Annotated in this window: 18 protein-coding genes, 1 pseudogene and 2 other annotated features; all 19 genes and pseudogenes read left to right on the forward strand. The window is 36.5% G+C overall.

Going from position 1 to position 17,610, the window contains the following annotated elements:
• Positions 1-113 precede the first annotated feature (113 nt).
• The 19 genes and pseudogenes from ACQW5G_RS06075 to purF all read left to right on the forward strand — a co-directional run bounded on the left by ACQW5G_RS06075 (position 114) and on the right by purF (position 17,607).
• On the forward strand, positions 114-728 hold the full coding sequence (locus ACQW5G_RS06075; protein WP_429970577.1) for a sigma-70 family RNA polymerase sigma factor: 615 nt from the start codon (positions 114-116) through the stop codon (positions 726-728).
• A 13-nt stretch (positions 729-741) separates the two neighbouring features.
• Positions 742-891, forward strand: coding sequence for a 50S ribosomal protein L33 (gene rpmG, locus ACQW5G_RS06080; protein ID WP_429970578.1), 150 nt, complete (start codon positions 742-744; stop codon positions 889-891).
• 13 nt (positions 892-904) lie between these two features.
• Positions 905-1,081, forward strand: a complete 177-nt coding sequence (secE, locus tag ACQW5G_RS06085) for a preprotein translocase subunit SecE (protein ID WP_429970579.1) — start codon at positions 905-907, stop codon at positions 1,079-1,081.
• Positions 1,082-1,187: 106 nt separating this feature from the next.
• Positions 1,188-1,742 (forward strand): transcription termination/antitermination protein NusG, encoded by a 555-nt coding sequence (gene nusG / locus ACQW5G_RS06090; protein ID WP_429970580.1) that lies wholly within the window; start codon positions 1,188-1,190, stop codon positions 1,740-1,742.
• Positions 1,743-1,868: 126 nt separating this feature from the next.
• The gene (gene rplK, locus ACQW5G_RS06095) at positions 1,869-2,294 is read left to right on the forward strand and encodes a 50S ribosomal protein L11 (RefSeq protein WP_429970581.1); all 426 of its coding nucleotides are present in this window, start codon (positions 1,869-1,871) and stop codon (positions 2,292-2,294) included.
• Between the two features lie 92 nt (positions 2,295-2,386).
• Positions 2,387-3,079, forward strand: coding sequence for a 50S ribosomal protein L1 (gene rplA / locus ACQW5G_RS06100; protein ID WP_429970582.1), 693 nt, complete (start codon positions 2,387-2,389; stop codon positions 3,077-3,079).
• Between the two features lie 59 nt (positions 3,080-3,138).
• Positions 3,139-3,258: a sequence feature (ribosomal protein L10 leader region), on the forward strand.
• Positions 3,259-3,284: 26 nt separating this feature from the next.
• Positions 3,285-3,794 (forward strand): 50S ribosomal protein L10, encoded by a 510-nt coding sequence (rplJ, locus tag ACQW5G_RS06105; protein WP_429970583.1) that lies wholly within the window; start codon positions 3,285-3,287, stop codon positions 3,792-3,794.
• 35 nt (positions 3,795-3,829) lie between these two features.
• A complete protein-coding gene (gene rplL / locus ACQW5G_RS06110; RefSeq protein ID WP_429970585.1) occupies positions 3,830-4,192 on the forward strand; it encodes a 50S ribosomal protein L7/L12 in 363 nt (120 codons plus the stop codon).
• A 95-nt stretch (positions 4,193-4,287) separates the two neighbouring features.
• Positions 4,288-6,837 carry a bifunctional lysylphosphatidylglycerol flippase/synthetase MprF gene (gene mprF / locus ACQW5G_RS06115; RefSeq protein WP_429970587.1) on the forward strand — a complete coding sequence of 850 codons (2,550 nt, stop codon included), beginning with the start codon at positions 4,288-4,290 and terminating at the stop codon, positions 6,835-6,837.
• Between the two features lie 86 nt (positions 6,838-6,923).
• Positions 6,924-7,168, forward strand: a binding site (T-box leader).
• 110 nt (positions 7,169-7,278) lie between these two features.
• A pseudogene (locus tag ACQW5G_RS06120) lies at positions 7,279-8,609 on the forward strand (amino acid permease).
• On the forward strand, positions 8,599-9,510 hold the full coding sequence (gene mmuM, locus ACQW5G_RS06125; protein WP_429970589.1) for a homocysteine S-methyltransferase: 912 nt from the start codon (positions 8,599-8,601) through the stop codon (positions 9,508-9,510). The pseudogene ACQW5G_RS06120 and the gene mmuM overlap by 11 nt, the downstream one beginning before the upstream one ends.
• Positions 9,511-9,571: 61 nt before the next feature.
• Positions 9,572-10,498, forward strand: a complete 927-nt coding sequence (locus ACQW5G_RS06130) for an L-lactate dehydrogenase (protein ID WP_429970590.1) — start codon at positions 9,572-9,574, stop codon at positions 10,496-10,498.
• A 179-nt stretch (positions 10,499-10,677) separates the two neighbouring features.
• A complete protein-coding gene (gene purE, locus ACQW5G_RS06135; RefSeq protein WP_429970592.1) occupies positions 10,678-11,169 on the forward strand; it encodes a 5-(carboxyamino)imidazole ribonucleotide mutase in 492 nt (163 codons plus the stop codon).
• The gene (purK, locus tag ACQW5G_RS06140) at positions 11,159-12,283 is read left to right on the forward strand and encodes a 5-(carboxyamino)imidazole ribonucleotide synthase (RefSeq protein WP_429971896.1); all 1,125 of its coding nucleotides are present in this window, start codon (positions 11,159-11,161) and stop codon (positions 12,281-12,283) included. Before purE ends, purK begins: the two co-directional genes overlap by 11 nt.
• Entirely contained in the window at positions 12,276-13,004 is a 729-nt protein-coding gene (purC, locus tag ACQW5G_RS06145) for a phosphoribosylaminoimidazolesuccinocarboxamide synthase (protein ID WP_429970594.1), read from the forward strand. Before purK ends, purC begins: the two co-directional genes overlap by 8 nt.
• A 2-nt stretch (positions 13,005-13,006) precedes the next feature.
• Positions 13,007-13,261: a phosphoribosylformylglycinamidine synthase subunit PurS gene (purS, locus tag ACQW5G_RS06150; RefSeq protein WP_429970596.1), complete on the forward strand. Its 255-nt coding sequence runs from the start codon at positions 13,007-13,009 to the stop codon at positions 13,259-13,261.
• A gap of 2 nt (positions 13,262-13,263) precedes the next feature.
• Positions 13,264-13,914, forward strand: a complete 651-nt coding sequence (purQ, locus tag ACQW5G_RS06155) for a phosphoribosylformylglycinamidine synthase subunit PurQ (RefSeq protein WP_429970597.1) — start codon at positions 13,264-13,266, stop codon at positions 13,912-13,914.
• 16 nt (positions 13,915-13,930) lie between these two features.
• A complete protein-coding gene (gene purL / locus ACQW5G_RS06160) occupies positions 13,931-16,159 on the forward strand; it encodes a phosphoribosylformylglycinamidine synthase subunit PurL (RefSeq protein WP_429970598.1) in 2,229 nt (742 codons plus the stop codon).
• Positions 16,141-17,607, forward strand: a complete 1,467-nt coding sequence (purF, locus tag ACQW5G_RS06165; RefSeq protein ID WP_429970599.1) for an amidophosphoribosyltransferase — start codon at positions 16,141-16,143, stop codon at positions 17,605-17,607. The genes purL and purF overlap by 19 nt, the downstream gene beginning before the upstream one ends.
• The last annotated feature ends 3 nt before the right edge of the window (positions 17,608-17,610 follow it).

Below are 17,610 nucleotides of genomic sequence, written 5' to 3' on the forward strand. Positions count from 1 at the left end.
AATAGTGTGCAATTGGTATTGTGTGTATTTATTATTTCGAACAATCGTTCGCTTGTAGCAAGTTTTTATCCTTTGTAATTTATAAGCATTCAATTACGAGGAGAACTAAAATTATGAATATTAATCAAGCTAACCATTTTGATCCACAATTAATTATTGACGCCCAAATAGATGAAGATCGCTTTTATCAATTGTTTCAGCAATTTGCACCGATTCATTTAAAATTATGGAATGAATTTTATTTAACTGATATGGAATTAGCAGACTGGAGTCAAGAAGCAGCAATTGTTTTACAACGGATCTTAGCCAAATATGATATTCGAAAGAAAGTGACTTTTGGTTCATTTTATAAAGCAAGTTTAAAAAATCGGTTGTTTGACTTAATTCGTAAACGAAAAGCGAAGAAACGAGTTCCAACTAAATTGCAAACCTCACTAAATCTATTTCCTGATTATTATGCAGATACCGTTTATGATGCAATGGCGTATCGTCCAGACGAGATGTGTGAATTTTATGCTTGTGTAGCTGAGGTCAGTAATAATTGTTCTAGTTTTGAACGGTTAGTTTTAACTGAGTCATTACGGCAAAATAGTCCGGAAAAAATTGCCCAACAAGAAGCCGTTCCAGTTTTAAAAGTCAAAAACGCATTAATTAGATGTCGCAGAAAATATGAAGATTATACTCGTTTGACGCAGCTAAAATTAGATGATAAAGTTAATAATGATTAAGGAGGTGTAGTTGATGTCACAAAAGAAAGTAGCATTGGCTTGTACTGAATGTGGCGCGCGTAACTACACCGTCACCGCTAAACCTGGTCGTGAAGAACGATTAGAATTAAAGAAATTCTGTAAACACTGTGGTAAAAACACAATTCATCGGGAAACCCACTAAGGAGATTTGATCAATGAAAAGACTTTGGAACTTTTTCAAGAGTGTTGGAACTGAAATGAAACTAGTTGTTTGGCCTAACGCTAAACAAACTAGAACTGATACCTTAACTGTTATCGGCACAACCATTTTCTTCACTGTATTCCTTGGACTTATTGATTGGGCCGTACAAACTGCTCTAATCAAGTTATAATATTTATCAAACTAGCAAACTAATTAAAATTCTGTTATAGTTGAAATACGGACTTCGCTTACGCGGGGTTTTTTATTTTGGTCGAATAGTAAAGGAGATTTTTGAAGTGGTAGAATCAGCTGAAAAACAATGGTATGTGCTTCATACTTACTCTGGTTACGAAAACAAAGTTAAAGAAAACCTTGAATCAAGAAGAGATTCAATGGGTATGCAAGATTACATCTTTGACGTAGTTGTACCGGAAACTGAAAAACACGAAGTTAAGAACGGTAAAGAAAAAGTTGTTATGGATAAGACTTTCCCTGGATATGTTCTTGTACAAATGGTAATGACTGACCGTGCATGGTACGTTGTTCGTAATACCCCAGGTGTTACTGGATTTATCGGATCACATGGGCAAGGTTCAAAACCAAACCCATTACTTCCTGAAGAAGTTGATCATGTTATGGCTCAACTTGGCATGAAGCAAAACATCCAACCTTTGGATAGTAAAGTTGGTGACACTGTGACAATTATCGAAGGTGCTTTCAATGGACTTTCTGGTAAAATCACTAGTATCGATAACGAAAAGGGCAAGTTGAAAGTTAACATCGACATGTTCGGTCGTGAAACTAGTACTGAACTAGATTTCAACCAAGTAAAACCACTAGAAAACGAATAATTAGAACTATTCTTGTACAAGAATGACGTTTATGATATAATTCTCTAGTGTACTTTGTGCATAATCAACGTGGGAGAAGAAATTTCATCTTCATTTACCACACACGGACTTAAGGAGGTTTGTCTCGTGGCTAAAAAAGTAGTAGATATTGTTAAGTTACAAATTGCAGCGGGTAAAGCAACACCTGCTCCTCCAGTTGGACCTGCATTGGGTCAAGCTGGTGTGAACATTATGGAATTTACAAAGGATTTTAACGCACGTACTGCTGATCAAGTAGGTATGCTTATTCCGGTTGTAATTACCGTATTTGAAGATCACTCATTCAGTTTCATTACTAAGACTCCACCTGCCGCTATTCTTTTAAAGAAGGCTGCTGGTGTTGAATCTGGTTCTGGTGAACCTAACACTAAGAAAGTTGCTAGCGTAACTAAAGCTCAAGTGAAAGAAATCGCCGAAACTAAAATGCAAGATCTTAACGCAGCTGATGTTGAAGCAGCTATGCGTATGATTGAAGGTACTGCACGTAGTATGGGATTCACTGTCGAAGGTTAATCTTAACCCCGTAGTAGTTACTTTATTATCAAGATAATGCTTGAAGTGGGAGGAAGAAATTCCGTTTGACCACATCGCAAGGAGGAAATCACATGGCTCGTAAAAGAGGTAAGAAGTACAGAGACGCTGCTGAACAAATCGATAAGAGTATTGCATACCCTGTTGATGACGCAGTTGCTCTTGTTCAAAAATTAGATGTTGCCAACTTTGATGATTCAATCGAAGTTGTTATTAAATTAAACGTTGATACAAAACAAGCTGATCAACAATTACGTGGTGCCGTAGTTTTACCTAATGGTACTGGTAAAGATCAAAAAGTTATTGTATTTGCTAAGGGTGACAAGGCTAAAGAAGCCGAAGCAGCTGGTGCAGACGTTGTTGGTGAAGAAGACTTAGCACAAAAGATCATGGACGGTTGGATGGACTTTGATGTCGCAGTTTCAACTCCTGATATGATGGCTCAAGTTGGTCGTTTAGGACGTGTGCTTGGACCTAAAGGTTTAATGCCTAACCCTAAGACTGGTACTGTAACTATGGATGTTACTAAAGCCGTTTCTGAAGCCAAGGCTGGTAAGGTTACTTACCGTACTGACCGTGATGGTAATATTGCCGTTGCTATTGGTAAAAACTCATTTGATACAGATAAGTTAGTTGAAAACTTTAAGACTGTTGAAAGCATCTTGGTTAAAAACCGTCCTGCTTCTGTTCACGGTACTTACATTCAAAACATTTCTGTTTCATCAACTTTTGGTCCTGGTGTTAAAGTTTCACCTGAATCATTTTAAGTTATTGATCTAAAAATTAAATCCCTGTATTGACTAATGTATTTTCCTATGGTAAATTATTAGTATAATATGAATCGCCTAAGACTCAGGTGGCTCTCGTAGCCTTAATTAACGCCTGCCGAGGAGTTTAACGACTTTTCTCTATGTTTTGGCGAGCATAGGGATTTTTTATTAGGTCCCAAATTTCATTGGGAGGTGAAAATTTATGCCAAAAAAAGAAGTTATTGATGCCAAAGCCAAGAAGGTTGACGAAATTGCTAAAGACTTTACTGAAGCCGTTTCAGCAATCGTTGTTGACTCTCGTGGTTTGACTGTTGCTCAAGACACTGAATTACGTAAAGAATTACGTGATAACGGTGTTAAACTTATGGTTATTAAAAACAAGATTTTAGAACGTGCCGCTGATAAGAGTGGACATAACGATCTTAAATCAATCTTTAATGGACCAAGTGCCGTTGCATTTTCTCACGAAGATGCCGTTGCACCTGCTAAGATTTTGAAGAAGTTCGCTGACGAACATGATGCTCTTGTAATTAAGGGTGGAATTATCGAAGGTGAAGTTGCAGATATTGAAAAGATTAATGAATTCGCTACATTACCAAGTCGTGAAGAATTACTTTCTACTCTTGCAAATATCTTACAAGCACCTGTACGTAACGTTGCATACGCTGTTAAAGCTATTGCAGACAGCAAGTCAGAAGACGACGCTGAATAATAAAAATATAAATGTCCTATTAGGAGGAATTTAACATGGCTTTTGAAAAAGATAACATTATTGCTCAATTAAAAGACGCTTCAATCAGTGATTTAAACGATTTGGTTAAAGCAATCGAAGAAGAATTTGACGTTTCAGCATCTGCTCCAGTTGCTGCTGCTGGTGCTGCTGGTGCCGCTGCTGCTAAGAGCACTTTCGACGTAGAATTAACTTCTGCAGGTTCAGCTAAGATCAAAGTTATCAAGGAACTTAAAGGTATCACTGGTCTTGGTCTTAAAGAATGTAAAGAAATGGTTGATGGTGCTCCATCAATCGTTAAAGAAGGTCTTTCAGAAGACGAAGCCAACGACATCAAGGACAAACTTGAAGCCCAAGGCGCAGTTATTACTCTTAAATAGTAATAATTCTTCAATCAAAAAAGGGATGTGTGATTTCACACATCCTTTTTTACTACCTTCTGTTAAGTAGATAAAGATTTTTTTGGAGGAAACACTTGAAAGCATTCTTTAAAAAATTTATTGATTTCTTTAATAAGTATTTGAATATAATTAAAATTGTTTTCTTAATTGTTGTGGCTTGCTTTGTTGTTTTTGAAGCTCATAGTATTTTACAAGAAATCAATGGGGCACAGATGAAGCAAAGTCTTGCTTCTCAATCACCACAACATTTATTGATTTTAACAATTTTAGGGTTAATTGCGGTTACTCCAATGTTAATCTATGATTTTACTTTTACTGAATTTTTACCATCTAAGTTTAAACCATTATATGTGGTTAAAAGTGGGTGGATTACCAATACTTTCACTAATATTGCGGGATTTGGTGGCTTTTTAGGTGCCAGTCTCCGGGCTGATTTTTACAGTAAAGATGCAACTAAAAAACAAATCCTTTATGCGATTTCTAAAGTCGCACTCTTCTTATTAGCTGGACTATCGACTTATTGTTTGATTTCGTTAGTTTTAATTTTTGGCTTTGGAATTGGTAATCGCTTTGCTGGAGATTGGATTTGGTTACTTGGTGGGGGAATCTACTTCCCAATTGTGTTCTTATTTACGCGTTTTAGTAATTCAGAATTTTTTGCCGATTTAACGCTTCGCCGTGAGATTAAGTTAATCATCGGATCATGTTTGGAATGGGGATCATGTGTTGCCTTATTCTTAATTATCGGTGATTTCATGAATCTTCACATTGATATTTGGAACGTGATTCCAATGTTCTTTGCTGCCAATGTGTTTGGTGTTGTATCAATGCTTCCAGGGGGACTTGGGACTTTTGATACCATGATGATCCTTGGTTTAGGGGAACTTGGAATTTCGCCAACTTTAGCAACCGTTTGGCTTTTACTCTACCGAATTTTCTATTACTTCATTCCATTTGGAATTGGGGCATTATTATTTGGGGGAGAATTAGTTGGTCGCTTAAATAAATTTTTAGATGATATTCCGGCTAATATTGTGCAACGATCATCACAACTGGTAATTACATTCTTTATGTATTTCTCAGGGATTATGATGATTTTATTAGCAACTGTGCCTAATATGGTGCTGTTAAATCCCCTCTATAATTCTTTAGCACCATTTACCTTATATTTCTTAGGGCAGCTTTCAAACGTGATTGTTGGTTGTTTGTTGATTGGACTTGCGCGTGGGGTTAGTTCACGAGTTAAAAAAGCTTTCTGGCCAACTGTAATTCTTTTACTATTTGCGATTGGAAATACCCTTTGGAAAGAAGATTTTCCAATTCGATTAGCTATTTTCCTAGGCTTTATTTTAATCTGTCTCTGGTTCTCTCGTAAGGGAATGTACCGTGATCGATTAACGTATTCTTGGGGAGCTGCAATTACTGATGCCGGAATCTTTGTCGGAGCCTTTGCCGTTTACTGTTTAGTTGGTTTCGTCATGGGCCACGGACATGGTGGCATTAGAATGACTAATGAATATTTACTTCCATCACAACAAGTTTGGGTAATTGGATTGATTGGATTCGTAATTGCTATCTGTATTTTGTATGGATTGTTTCGTTTTCTTTCGTATTCTAATACTCCTTGGATGAACCAACCATTTGATCAAGCACGGGTTAAAGCTGTGATTGATAAGTTTGGTGGTAATGAGGTAAGTCATTTAGTTTTCCTACGTGATAAAAAAGTATACTTCTATTCAGAAGATGGCGAAGATCAGATGGTATTCATGTACAAACAAAAAGCTAATAAGCTAATTGTGATGGGTGAACCATTTGGTAATCAGGCATTACTTGGTAAGGCAATCGATAAGTTCATGATTGATGCTGATAATGTTGATTTAACTTTAGTTTTCTATGAAGTTGGGGAATCATTAACGATGTTACTTCACGATAAAGGTTTTGATTTCATCAAAGCTGGTGAAGAAGGACATGTTGATTTACAAGAATTTACTTTAGTTGGGAAAAAGCATCGTGGTGAACGGGCTTTAATGCATAAATTTGAGCGGGATGGCTTTAAATTCAAGATTATTAATCCACCGTTTTCAACTGATAAGATGAATGAACTTAAAGAAATTTCTGACGAATGGCTTAAGGGTCGTGATGAAAAAGGATTTTCATTGGGATTTTTTGATCCTTATTACCTTAATCAGGCACCAATCGCGGTTATCTGTGATGAGAATGATAAGATTGTAGCTTTTGCTAATATTATGCCAACTGGTGATCATGAAATGACATCGATTGATTTAATGCGGTCTAGCAAAGATGCACCATCAGGAATTATGGATGGAGTATTTATTAACTTATTCAACTATTCTAAAGATGAGGGATATCAATGGTTTAACTTAGGAATGGCACCATTATCAAATGTTGGGAATTCTCGTTTTAGTTTTATTAACGAAAAATTAGCTCATTTGATTTATGAATATGGTGATGCATTCTATAGTTTCCAGGGACTTCGTTCATATAAAGAAAAATATGTTGATAAATGGGAATCTAAATATTTCGTTTTCCGTAAAAATAATTCATTGGTCTTCACAATGTTACAACTTCTTGCAGTTGTTAACGAACGGCCACTGAGAAAATAAGAAAAAGATTCGACTAATTGTCGAATCTTTTTTATTTTTCCGTTTGACAATTCGGATTTAAATATTTATACTAACAACATAAATTAAATAACACGATGTAGAAGTTAAGTACAAATGAATGTTTCTCAGAGAATTCTTGGTTGGTGTGAAAGAATGAAATTGAACTTTGGAAAATGGGCTTTAAAATACTTTATTAGTAAATAATTAGCTAATAACGGGGTTGTTACCGATACCATGGCAAAGTTATACCAATTTTGGTGCAACTTATAGAGATCTATTTAGCAATATGTAGATGAACTAAGGTGGTAACACGAGAACACTCGTCCTTTAATTAGGATGGGTGTTTTTTATTTGATTTTTTTACATAATTAGGAGGAAGATAAGTTGGCAGAGGAACACAAGAATCATTTATCAAGAGAGATATCATCAAGACAAGTTCTGATGATTTCATTGGGTGGGGTAATTGGAACAGGATTATTTTTAAGTTCTGGCTATACGATTCATGAAGCTGGACCAGTTGGAACTATTTTAGCTTATTTATTAGGCGCAATTATTGTTTATTTAGTAATGCTTTGTTTAGGTGAGCTATCAGTTGCAATGCCAGAAACAGGATCATTTCATGTCTATGCGCAAAAGTATTTAGGACGTAGTGCTGGGTTTATTGTGGCAATTCTTTATTGGTTAACTTGGACCATTGCATTGGGTTCGGAATTTACGGCTGCAGGTTTAATTATGCAACATTGGTTCCCAAGTATTGCGACCTGGGTGTGTAGTTTGTTATTTATGATTTTGATTTTTGCAATTAATGCTTTTTCGGTGAAGTGGTTTGCAGAAACTGAATTTTGGTTTTCTAGCATTAAAGTAGCAGCAATTGTAGCTTTTATTTTATTAGGTGCCGGGGCAATTTTTGGTATTTTTAGTTTTCATGGAACTCATCAAGTTATCGGTTTTCAAAATTTCTACAAAAATGGCTTGTTTCCAAATGGATTTGGTGGTGTCTTTACCACGATGTTAACGGTTAACTTTGCTTTTTCTGGTACGGAATTACAGCAGGTGAAACTAAAGACCCAGCTAATACCATTCCTAAAGCTATTAAGACAACTTTATGGCGATTAATTCTATTCTTTGTGGGAAGTATGATTGTAATGAGTTCATTGATTTCCTACAAACAAGCAGGGGTTACGCAAAGTCCATTCGTATTGATTTTCTCAGAAATGGGAATTCCATTTGCTGCTGACATTATGAATTTTGTAGTTTTAACAGCCATTATTTCGGCTGCCAATTCCGGACTATATGCTTCAACAAGAATGTTATGGTCATTATCAAATGAAGGAATTATTTCGAAAGTTTTCAAGAAAACTAACAAACGTGAAATTCCAATTTATGCTTTAATTGCAAGCATGATTGGAGGAGTGTTTGCGCTATTTTCTGCGGTTTATGCTGCTGGATCAGTTTATCTAATTTTAGTTTCAATTTCTGGATTAGCGGTGGTCTTCGTATGGATGGCAATTGCTTTATCTGAACTTCAATTTAGAAAAAAGTACGTAGCTAGTGGCAAAGATATTAAAGATTTAGCTTATCGAACGCCGTTTTATCCTTGGACTCCTTTGGCTGCCTTTATTCTTTGTTTTCTTTCTTGTATCCTAATTTGGTTTGACCCAAATCAAAGAATTGCTTTGTATTACACGGTACCATTTGTCTTAATTTGTTATGTATTTTATGAAATAAAACTCAGATATGATAAGAAACGGGGAATTAGTGATGTCAAATAAAGCTGTGAAACAACGACTAAAAGAACGGCTGGTGTTGGACGGTGCCATGGGAACAGAATTAGAAAAATTAAACGTGAAAACTAATGACGCTTTATGGTCAGCTAATGCTTTAATTGATAATCCAGAAGCAATTTATCAAGTCCATGCTGATTATTTTAAAGCAGGAGCTGATATTGCGATTACGGATACCTATCAAGCTAATGTGGATGCTTTTGCTAAAGTTGGCATTGATCATGAGCAAGCGATTGCCTTAATTAAATCAGGTGTTAAAATTGCGAAACAAGCTCGTGATGATTTTGATCCAGACGGCTTAGTTGCAGGATGTATTGGACCTTATGGGGCTTATTTAGCCAACGGAGCTGAATATACTGGTGATTATGATTTAACTTTTACAGAATATCAAAATTTTCACCAAGAAAAAATTGAAGCATTGATTGCAGCTGGTGCTGATTTATTATCAGTTGATACGATTCCTAATTTTGCTGAGGTGAAAGCGTTAGTTAAAATTATTGATAGTTTACCAGATGCCATCCCCTATTGGATTAGTTTAAGTGTAAAAGATCCAGAAACTTTAAGTGATGGGACACCATTAACCGAAGTAGTTAGTTGGTTAGCTAAACAACCTAAGATTGCTGGAATTGGAATTAACTGTACCAAAATTGAGAATATTACTCCAATCGTAAAACTAATTCATGGGATTACTGATTTACCAATTATTGTTTATCCTAATCCTGGTGATATTTATGATCCAAAAACAAAGACTTGGACGACGGTACCACATTTAGATACTTTTAATCGTGAAGTACCAGTTTGGCTTACTGCGGGGGCAAATATTATTGGGGGCTGCTGTCGGACTACTCCAGTAGATATCGAACAAATTTCGAAAATAATTAAAAAATAATGGTAATTTGTTAACTATATTGTTAAAATAGTTAACAATATAAATATTGGAGGCTTTAGAAATGGTAAGAAAAATTGGTGTTATCGGAGACGGTCACGTTGGATCAACGGTGGCTCACTATATCGTAGCAAATGGATTTGCAGACGACCTAGTCTTAATTGATAAAAATGAAGCGAAAGTGAATGCGGATGCGATTGACTTTAGAGAAGCCATGCCCAATTTGCCATTCCACACTAATATTACAGTGAACGATTATGATGCTTTACGTGATGCAGATGTGATTATTTCTGCATTAGGTAATATCAGATTAAACGATGGGGCCAATGAAGACCGTTTTTCAGAGCTTGCTTACAACAGTGAACAAGTTAAGTCGGTGGCTGCTAAAATTCGTGATTCAGGATTTAACGGGATAATTATCGCCATTACTAATCCAGTCGATGTTATTACTTCAATTTACCAACAAGTTACTGGTTTACCTAAGAAACACGTTATTGGAACTGGAACATTATTAGATTCAGCACGGATGAAACGAGCCGTGGCAGAAAAATTAAACATCGATTCACGTTCCGTGACTGGGTATAACTTAGGTGAGCATGGTAATTCTCAATTTACGGCTTGGTCAACTGTGCGTGCCTTAGATAAGCCATTAACTGAATTAGCCAAAGAACGTGATTTAGACTTAGATGCTTTAGATAATGAAGCTCGTCATGGTGGTTATGCAGTTTTCAAAGGTAAGGGATACACTAATTATGGGGTAGCCACAGCTGCCGTTCGATTAGCTAACGTTGTCCTTTCTGATGCCCATTCAGTACTTCCAGTATCTAATTATCGTGAAGATTATGACTCATATTTATCTTATCCAGTGGTCGTTGGTCGTGACGGAGTATTGGAAAATGTTCCGCTTAATTTAACTGATGAAGAAAAAGCAAAATTACAAAATTCTGCTGATTTTATCAAAACTAATTTTGAAAAATATAGCGAAAAATAAAAATATTTAATAGCGTTGTCCTTCCCGGGATGACGCTATTTTTTTACACTCTTTTTTATAAACACGAACATTAAAGCGGTGTAAATATATTATTATTCTTAAATTCCGTTTGAAAATTCATAAAAGATATGATTTAATATGTATGTGAAGAAGTAAACGCGAACTCTAGGAGAATTAATATGGAAAAAGTTCAGGTTATTATGGGATCTATTTCTGATTGGGAAACCATGAAAGAAGCCGTTAATGTTTTATCTAGTTTTAATATTGCTTACGACGTACATATCATTTCAGCTCATCGTACCCCACAACGCATGATTGATTATGCTAAATCATTACTTGAAAACGAAGTCGAAGTTGTGATTGCAGGTGCAGGTGGTGCTGCTCATTTACCAGGGATGGTGGCTGCTAATACTATCGTTCCCGTGATTGGTGTGCCAGTAATGAGCAAAGCCTTACACGGAGTTGATTCATTACTCAGCATCGTTCAAATGCCGTCTGGAATTCCAGTTGCAACAACTGCTATAGGAACATCTGGTGCTAAGAATGCCGGTTATCTAGCCGCTCAAATTTTAGCTATTAACGATCAATCAATTAAAAATAAATTACTTACATATCGCCAAGGACTTGCCGAAAAGGTGGTGGAAAGTGAACGTGAACTTAATGAAAAATAAAGTGATTGTTCCTCCTGCTACCATTGGAATCATTGGTGGTGGTCAACTTGGCCGTATGATGGCCGAAGCTGCTAAACCAATGGGCTATACGGTTATCATTTTGGATCCTAATCCTGATTCATCAGCTGGTAAAGTTTCTGATGCCCAAATCGTGGCTGATTATGATGATCGAGCTGCTTTAAAGGAATTAGCGGAAAAGTCAGATGTCGTGACCTACGAATTTGAAAATGTTGATTTAGATGGAATTGAAACGATTAAATCGTTAACTGCAATTCCCCAAAACTCTAACATTTTAAAAACTACTTCCAATCGAATTTTAGAAAAAAACTTTTTAAAAAACTTAAATATTCCGGTTGCACCATTTGCAGAAATTAAATCAATTGAAGATTTAAAGCTACAATCGGAAAAACTAGGATATCCCTTAATTTTAAAAACGACTACTGGTGGTTATGACGGACACGGTCAATGGGATATCAATAATGCCACTGATATTGAAAACTTACCGATTGAAATTAAACCACAAGATCCACTTATTTTAGAAAAGAAAATTAACTTTGACGAAGAAGCCAGCATGATGGTGACCGTTGATGGTAAACAACAAATCGTTACTTGGCCCATCTCAATTAATTATCATCAAGATCACATTTTAAAAATTTCAGTCGTAGACGATCAAGCTAACCAAAAGTTAACTGCGAAAGCCAAGGTCATAGCTGAAAAAATCGCGAAAGCCTTAGATTTAAAAGGGATGTTTGGAATTGAGTTTTTCGTCACTGACGATGAACTTTACGTTAACGAGTTAGCCCCACGACCTCACAATTCTGGTCATTATAGTATTGAAGGTTCCAATACTTCTCAATTTGCAGGTCAAATTAGAAGTGTGACTGGTTTGCCAATTGAAGATATTCAAGCAAATAATGATTTTGTAACCATGATTAATTTGCTGGGTGACGAAATTTCAATGGCTCGGCAAGATTTACCTAATCATCCAGAATGGCATTTTCACGATTACGAAAAAACGCCGATCAAACCGAAACGCAAGATGGGACACATCACTGTCTTAGGAAAAGAAAATGGAAATAAGCTAATCGCTTGGGAGAAATCACATCATGAATAAATTAGACAAGAAAGTTATGATTGCCGACGGAAAAGCCAAACAAATTTTTACCACTAACGACCCTGAATTAGTTTGGATTCACAGTAAGAATCAAGCGACTGCTTTAAATGGAAAACGGAAAGTGCAAATCGAAGACAAGGGTTATTACACGAATCAAATCAGTGGTCGTTTATTCGAATACTTAACTAAAAAGGGCATCAAAAACCACTTTGTGGAAGCGGTTAACGATACCGATGTTATTTCAAAAAGATTAACGATGATTCCGTTAGAAGTAGTTACTCGTAACTATGCTTCGGGTCATTTCGTCACTAAATACGCTGTTAAACCGATGATTCATTTAGTTCCACCAGTGCAAGAATTCTATTACAAATCCGATGAACTTGATGATCCCATGATTAATGAATCACAAATTGAAGCTTTAAATATTTTAAATGCTGACCAACTAGCTTATATCAGTGCTGAAGCTTTAAAGATTAATGATTTACTTAAAGTTATCTTTGCTGATATGAATATCAGACTGGTTGATTTCAAAGTTGAATTTGGTTTCGACATTCACAATAACATTATTCTCGGTGATGAACTTTCACCTGATAACATGCGCATCGTCGATGAAACGACTGGTAAATCACTTGATAAAGATATCTTTCGCAAGAACTTAGGTAGTTTAACTGCTGTTTACGACGATGTTCTTAACCGTTTGAAAAAAGAATTAGGAGAATAGTTATGTATTTAGGTAAAGTCTATGTTTCTTACAAGCCATCTGTTTTTGATCCCCAAGGTGATGTGATTCGTAAAAGTCTTGATCAATTAGGTTTTGAAGATATTAACCAAGTCAAACAAGGTAAATATTTCGAAATTAAATTAGATGATGATTCAAAAAATCAAGCCGAAGACAAACTCAAAAAAGTTACGGAAAGTTTGTTAATTAACCCAAACACTGAAACTTATACTTACGATTTAGCCGAAATTAAGGAGTAATTATGAAAGCAGCTGTAATTCAATTTCCGGGATCTAATTGTGATTTAGATCTGATGTATGCCTTAGATCAATTAGGCTTTGATCCAGAATTAGTTGATCATAATGCGACTGATTTATCTGACTACGATGCGATTTTCTTACCAGGAGGATTCTCATTCGGTGATTATCTTAGATCTGGTGCAGTAGCCCGTTTTTCTCCGATTATTGAAGCTTTAAAAGCAGAAGATGCTAAGGGTAAAATCATTGTTGGAATTTGTAATGGTTTCCAAATCTTGACAGAAGCGGGTTTATTACCTGGTCAATTAATGATGAATGAACATCCCGGTTTTATCTGTGATGAAGTTGATTTACAGATTGAAAATGGGGATTCGAACTTCAGTAAACAATATGATACCAACAAAATTAATTTGCCAGTTGCCCATGGTGAAGGTCGTTACGTTGCTAATGATGCTACTATCAAACAACTTGAAGCTAATCATCAAGTTATTTTTAAATATCTCACCAATGTTAATGGTTCAACAAATCAAATTGCGGGAATTACTAATCAACGCGGTAACGTATTTGGGATGATGCCTCATCCGGAACGTGCGATTGAAGCTGTAATTAGTTCAACCGATGGAAAAGCTTTCTTTACCAGTATTTTAAACAAGTAGAAATGAGGATGCTTCGATGACTGAAATACCAAGTATCATGCAACATGAACCAACTCCTGAAGAAATCAAACAAACTAAAATTTACCTCGACTGGTCATTAACTGAACCAGAATATGACTTAATTTGTAAAACGATTGGCCGTTTACCGAACTACACTGAAACGGGATTATTTGCCGCTATGTGGTCAGAACATTGTTCATACAAGAAATCAAAACCAGTGCTTCGTAAGTTTTGGTCAACGAACGAACGCGTTATGCAAGGTCCTGGAGAAGGGGCCGGAGTTTTAGACATTGGTGATGAACAAGCAGTTGTTTTCAAAGCTGAATCACATAATCATCCGTCAGCCGTGGAACCTTATGAAGGAGCTGCTACTGGAGTTGGGGGAATTATCAGAGATATTTTTTCGATGGGGGCACAACCAATCGCTGTGTTAGATAGTCTTCGCTTCGGTGAATTGGACAATAAACAAACCAAACATTTGTTGAATGGAATTATAGCTGGAATCGCTGGTTATGGTAATGCGTTAGGAATTCCCACAGTTGGTGGTGATATTGCTTTCGATAAAACTTATCAAGCTAATCCTTTGGTAAATGCAATGGCAGTTGGTATTTTAGATCATCAAGATTTACACGTTGGTCAAGCTAACGGAATTGGAAACCGAATTTTATACATAGGGGCTCGTACTGGACGTGATGGAATCCACGGTGCCACTTTTGCATCAAGTGATTTCAATAGTGACGAAGAACAAAATCGTTCAGCCGTCCAAGTGGGAGATCCATTTTTAGAAAAATTAGTCATGGACACGACCATTCAAGCCATTAAAAAATTTGGTTCAGAAATTGTCGGCGTCCAAGACATGGGAGCTGCTGGATTAGTTTCTTCTTCAGCTGAAATGGCTGGCAAAGCTGGTAACGGAATCCATCTTAATTTGGATTTAGTTCCGCAACGAGAAACTAACTTAACCCCTTACGAATTAATGTTGTCAGAATCACAAGAACGCATGTTGATGGTGGTTAAAGCTGACAAGATGAAAGACATTCAACAACTCTTTTACGACAAAGGCTTAGAAGCAGTTGATATTGGTGAAGTAACTGATGATGGTAAATTTGTTTTAGATTTTGCTGGAGTGGAAGTTACGAATTTAAATGTTCAAGAATTATTAACTCCACCCAAACAAGATATGCAAACCAAGGCACCTGAACGAGTTACTAAACCAGTGGTCCAACCAACTTATAACTTTGATAAACCAGCTAAAACATTGTTGAACTTATTGAAACAACCAACTGTTGCTTCTAAGAAGGACTTATTCAAGCATTTTGATAGCATGGTCAGAACTGACACAGTGGTCAAACCTGGTGGTGACGCCGCAGTTGTCAGAATTAAAGGAACTCACAAAGGATTATCAATGACAGCGGATGTTAATGGTCGCTTCGTTTACTTAAATCCGAAAATTGGTGGTCAATTAGCCGTTGCTGAAGCGGCTCGCAACATTGTGGCAACCGGGGCAACACCGATTGGGATCACTGATTGTTTAAACTTTGGTGATCCTGATGATCCCGAAATTTACTATGAATTAGCTGAATCATGTGACGGAATTAATCAAATGGCGAAAGAATTAAATACGCCGGTTATTTCGGGAAATGTTTCTTTATATAACGAAACTGATGGTAAAGCGATTTACCCAACGCCAATGATTGGAATGGTAGGTTTACTTAAGAATATTGACCATACGACGACCATCAAATTCAAAAACAATGGTGATTTAATTTATCTCGTTGGTGAAATTCATGCTGACTTTAATGGATCAGAAATTCAAAAAATGATTGATGGTTCCATTAGTGGAAACTTAAATAAATTTGATGATGCCAAAGAAATTGCCAACCAAAAATTAGTGCTTGCTGGAATTGATGCGGAACTTATCAATGCGGCTCACGATGTTGCTGAAGGTGGGTTAGCAACTACTTTAGCTGAAATGAGTTTTGATACTGACTTTAGTTTTAATGCCGAAATTCAACAACCAACAAGTTACTATTTTGCTGAAAGTCCATCACTATTTGCTATAACTGTGCCAGCCGCTAAACAAGCTGATTTTGAAAAATTAGCTGGTGACTTAGCTCATCAAATTGGTCAAGTTACTCATGAAAATGAACTTAAGTTTAAATCCGCTGATCAAACATTTAACGTTGATAAACCAACTGCACAAAAGAATTACCAGGAGGCCATTTCATGGGAGTTAGACCGCTAACTGAAACAAAATCTTTAAATGAAGAATGTGGGATTTTTGGAGTTTGGAACGTTGAAAATGCTGCTCAATTAACTTTTTATGGCTTACATGCTTTGCAACATCGCGGTCAAGAAGGAGCTGGAATTGTTTCAAATGACCATGGTCATTTGTGGCAGGAACGGGGACTAGGTTTGCTCAGTAAAGTCTTTGCTGATCCACAAAAATTAGAAAACTTAACTGGACGAGCTGCCATTGGCCATGTTCGTTATGCAACAGCTGGATCAAATGGGGTTGAAAATATTCAACCATTTATGGTGAATTTCAACGATATGCAAGTTGCTTTAGCCCATAACGGTAATATCACGAATGCTAAAACTTTACGTAAACAGCTCGAGGATGAAGGAGCTATTTTTCAATCTTCATCTGATACCGAAATCTTATTGCATTTGATTCGTCGCTCTAAGAAAACTAAATTTATTGATCAATTAAAGGATGCTTTGAACCAAATTCATGGAGGATTTGCTTTTCTTTTGATGACCCCAGATGGAATTTATGGAGCCCTTGATCCTCATGGCTTCCGACCATTTGTAGTTGGTCAACTAGCAAACGGATCATATGTTTTCGCCAGTGAAAGTGCTGCCTTAGCTGCAGTGCATGCGAAATTCGTCCGTGATGTTAAGCCGGGTGAATTAATCAAAATTGATGATGCAGGGATGCAAATTCATCATTTTGCCAAACACACTAAATTAGCAATTGATTCGATGGAATTTATTTACTTTGCGCGACCTGATTCTACGATTTGTGGCATTAATGTACATCAAGCTCGAGAACGAATGGGGGCAAATTTAGCGAAAGAAGCTCCAGTTGATGCGGATGTCGTGATTGGGGTTCCGAACTCATCACTTTCAGCAACACTAGGTTATGCTAATCAATCTGGAATTCCTAATGAAATGGGATTAATTAAAAACCAATACATTGCCAGAACTTTTATTGAACCAACCCAAGAACGACGCGAACATGCCGTTCGAATGAAATTGAGTGCCGTTCCAGCGGTATTAAAAGATAAAAAAGTAATCTTGGTTGATGATTCAATCGTGCGTGGAACCACTTCAAAATATATTATTAATATTTTACGTGAAGCGGGTGCCAAAGAAGTCCATGTTCGCATTGCTTCTCCAGCGTTCAAATATCCTTCATTTTATGGAGTCGATATGCAAACCCGGGATGAGCTAATTGCTGCTAATCATACGACCGAAGAAATTCGGCAAATCATTGGCGCTGATTCATTGGCTTTCCTTTCAAATGAAGGTCTAGTTAATGCGATTAATCAACCAGGTGGCAAACAAATTGGCTTAACGACCGCTTACTTTGACGGTCATTATCCATCACCGGTTTATGATTATCAATTTGAATTAGCTGATGATTTTAAGAAACATGAAGTTACCTTTGACCCAGAATTGAAAAATTAATTG

Origin of the sequence: Fructilactobacillus sp. Tb1 (genome assembly GCF_050500285.1) — a bacterium.
GTDB lineage: Bacteria > Bacillota > Bacilli > Lactobacillales > Lactobacillaceae > Fructilactobacillus.